The organism is Nocardia thailandica NBRC 100428, assembly GCF_000308795.1.
GTDB lineage: Bacteria > Actinomycetota > Actinomycetes > Mycobacteriales > Mycobacteriaceae > Nocardia > Nocardia thailandica.
The window spans coordinates 1-3,393 of the sequence record NZ_BAGK01000089.1; the positions used below are offsets into that span (position 1 = coordinate 1).

At 73.7% G+C, this 3,393-nt stretch carries 3 protein-coding genes; all 3 read left to right on the top strand.

The window, feature by feature from the left end:
• On the top strand, positions 1–237 hold a 237-nt coding region (locus ON36_RS09080; RefSeq protein WP_043650312.1), incomplete at its 5' end, for an arylamine N-acetyltransferase.
• A 137-nt stretch (positions 238–374) separates the two neighbouring features.
• Positions 375–1,961 carry a serine/threonine-protein kinase gene (locus tag ON36_RS09085; protein ID WP_083885016.1) on the top strand — a complete coding sequence of 529 codons (1,587 nt, stop codon included), beginning with the start codon at positions 375–377 and terminating at the stop codon, positions 1,959–1,961.
• 275 nt (positions 1,962–2,236) lie between these two features.
• The coding region (gene hisD, locus ON36_RS09090) for a histidinol dehydrogenase (protein WP_043650315.1) at positions 2,237–3,393 on the top strand (1,157 nt) is incomplete at its 3' end.

Genomic DNA, 3,393 nt, shown 5'->3' on the forward strand with positions numbered 1-3,393 from the left:
TTCGTCTCGACCTCGCCGCGCTCCCCGTTCACCACCCGCCCGTTCCTGCAGCGTTTCCACCCCGGGGCCCACCACGTGCTCGACGATCTCACCCTGATCACGGAGTACCCGGACGGCGGCGCGCAGACGCGGGAGGTGGCGGCGAGCGAGCTCCCGAAGGTGGTGGCCGAGGTGTTCGACATCGCGTTGACCGAGGCCGACGCCGAAACCCTGGTCACGCTGCCCTGGCGCGGGTGACCGGTCCTCGGTTCCAGGTGGTGTCGGCGGCCTTCCTGCTCTAAGGTGACGGGCACCACCCAGCACCGGGGGAGTAATCCGCCAGCTGCCGCACGCGGCGCCCGTACGGCCCGCTACACTCGTCGTGGACCATATAAATGGTCAATACGCGGGATGTCACGATTTCGAGAAGGTTCGGAGTAGGCGCCATCGATACCGGTCAGAAGATCGCGGAGCATTACCGCCTGGTCGAGCGTATTGGTAGCGGCGGCACAGGCGTGGTTTGGCGTGCCGTCGACGAACGCCTCCAGCGGTCGGTGGCCGTCAAGCAGATCCACATCAAGCCCAGCCTTCCCGAGGGCGAGCGGGACGTGTTGCGCCAGCGCGCGATTCGCGAGGCGCGCAACGCCGCGCGGTTCCAGCACCCCAACGCGATCGTCGTCTTCGACATCACCGAGCACAACGGTGACCCGTGCCTGGTGATGGAGTACCTGAAGTCGCGCAGCCTGGCCGCCGAACTCGGCGAGAAGGGGCCACTACCCCTGTCCGAGGTCGCCCGCATCGGCGAGCAGGTCGCCTCGGCGCTCATCGCCGCCCACCAGGCGGGCCTGGTCCACCGCGACGTCAAGCCGGGCAACATCCTGCTCGGTGATCACGGCGAGGTGAAGATCACCGACTTCGGTATCTCGCGCGCGACCGGCGACGTCACCCTCACCGAGACCGGCCTCATCTGCGGCACCGCGGCCTACCTGGCCCCCGAGGTCGCCCGCGGCGCCGATCCGACCCCGGCCGCCGACGTGTTCGCCCTCGGCGCCACCCTGTTCCACGCGCTCGAGGGCGAGCCGCCCTACGGCGCCAACGCCAACCCGCTCGCCGTGCTCTACGCCGCCGCCAACGGGCAGGTCCGCGAGCCGCGCAACGCGGGCCCGGCCACCGACTTCCTGCTCGACCTGCTCAGCCCGGAGCCCGCCGATCGGCCGACCATGACCGAATCGCGGGACGCGCTGGCCGCGTTCGCCGACGGCGACGCCGTGCCCGCCGGTTTCGTGCCCGCGGCCGAGGCCTACAACCGGCGCAACTCGGCCGCCGCGACGCAGGTGATCCGCCGCAACGGGCAGCGCACCCACGCGGGGGGCTCCCCGGCCACCGCGCGTCCGGCCCGCCCCGCCGCCCGGCCCGCGTCCCCGCAGGACACCGCCGCGCACCCGCCGACCCAGGCCCAGCCCGCTCCCGCGCCGCGCAAGTCGCCCGGGAAGGGCCGCGCCGTGCTCATCGGCTCCGGGATCGGTGCCGTGGTCGCCGTCGTCGCCCTGGCCGTCAGCGCGATGAGCAGCTCCGACTCCGGCACCCCGCCGCAGGCGAGCCCGCCCGCGGTCACCCAGTCCGCCACCTCGGCCGCCCCGACCACCACCGCGGCCTCGCCGGTGGGCCAGACCGCCAACTCCGGCACCGTCGGCATCGGCGCGGCGGGCCTGGTCATCGAGAACTTCTACAGCAACCCCGACAGCTCGTGGAGCCTGCTGACCCCGGGCGCGCAGAAGGCCTACGGCGGGGAGCAGGCGTTCCAGCAGTACTGGAGCGACCACACCGTCACGTCCTTCCGCGACATCACCGGCGACAACAACGCCGACGGCTCGGCCACCATGCGCCTGGCCACCATCACGGTCAACGGGTCGAGCAAGTCGATGACGCTGCGCGTCGTGAGCAACGGCGGCCGGCTGCTCATCGACAGCGAAACCCGCTAGCCACCCGCGTTTCCCGGCGTCGTCCCGGCCGCCGCGGCCGGGACGGCCGCTGCCCCGGCGGCCGCCGGGCGCGAGGGTCGGGGACGGTTGGGTCACAGCTCGCGGCGGAGCGGCGCGCCCGGCGGCCGGTGTGGTCGCGGTTCGGTGCGCCCGCGGGGAACGCGGAGGCCGCGAGGTCCGCGGGGCCGCCGCTCGGGCCGAGCACGGCGCCGACGGCGCGGGCGACTAGGCTGGTACCGGAAAATCCCCGGCACAGACAAGGACCTCACCCCGCTATGACTACCCGCATCGAGCTCGCCCGCGTCGATCTGCGCGGTCGTACTCCCTCCGCTGCCGAGCTGCGCACCGCGCTGCCGCGCGGGGGAGTCGACGTGGACTCGGTGCTGCATCATGTGCGGCCGGTCGTCGAGGACATCCGGGACCGCGGCGTCGCCGCCGCCCTCGACTACAGCGAGAAGTTCGACGGGGTCCGCCCGGCGGCCGTGCGCGTGCCCGCCGCCGAGCTCGCGCGCGCCCTCGACGAGCTGGACCCCGCGGTGCGCGCGGCCCTCGAGGTCGCCATCGAACGCACCCGCAAGGTCCACGCCGACCAGCGCCGCACCGACACCGTCACCGAGGTCGTCCCCGGCGGCACGGTCACCGAGAAGTGGGTGCCGGTCGAGCGGGTCGGGCTGTACGTGCCCGGCGGCAACGCGGTGTACCCGTCGAGCGTGGTCATGAACGTGGTGCCCGCCCAGGCGGCCGGCGTCGAGTCGCTGGTCGTCGCCTCGCCGCCGCAGGCCCCGTTCGGTGGGCTGCCGCACCCGACCATCCTGGCCGCCGCGCGGCTGCTCGGCGTCGAGGAGGTCTGGGCCGTGGGCGGCGCGCAGGCCGTTGCCCTGCTCTCCTACGGCGGCACCGACACCGACGGCGGCGCGCTCGCGCCCGTCGACATGATCACCGGACCCGGCAACATCTACGTCACCGCCGCCAAGCGGCTGTGCCGCGGGCTGGTCGGCATCGACGCCGAGGCGGGCCCGACCGAGATCGCCGTGCTCGCCGACGCCACCGCCGACCCGGTGCACGTGGCCGCCGACCTGATCAGCCAGGCCGAGCACGACGTGCTCGCCGCCAGCGTGCTCGTCACCGACAGCCCCCAGCTGGCCGACGCCGTCGACGCGGCGATCAACGCCCAGCTGACCGTGGTCAAGCACGACGCCCGCGTCCGGGAAGCGCTGAGCGGCAAGCAGTCCGGCATCGTCCTCGTCGACGACATCGCCCAGGGCCTGCGCGTGGTCGACGCCTACGCCGCCGAGCACCTCGAGATCCAGACCGCCGACGCGGCCGCCGTCGCCGCGCGGGTGCGCAGCGCGGGCGCGATCTTCGTCGGCCCCTACGCGCCGGTCAGCCTCGGCGACTACTGCGCCGGGTCCAACCACGTGCTGCCCACCGC

Coding starts and splice junctions, on each gene's coding strand:
- ON36_RS09085 (WP_083885016.1), top strand. CDS start 375: ATGGTCAATACGCGGGATGTCACGATTTCGAGAAGGTTCGGAGTAGGC.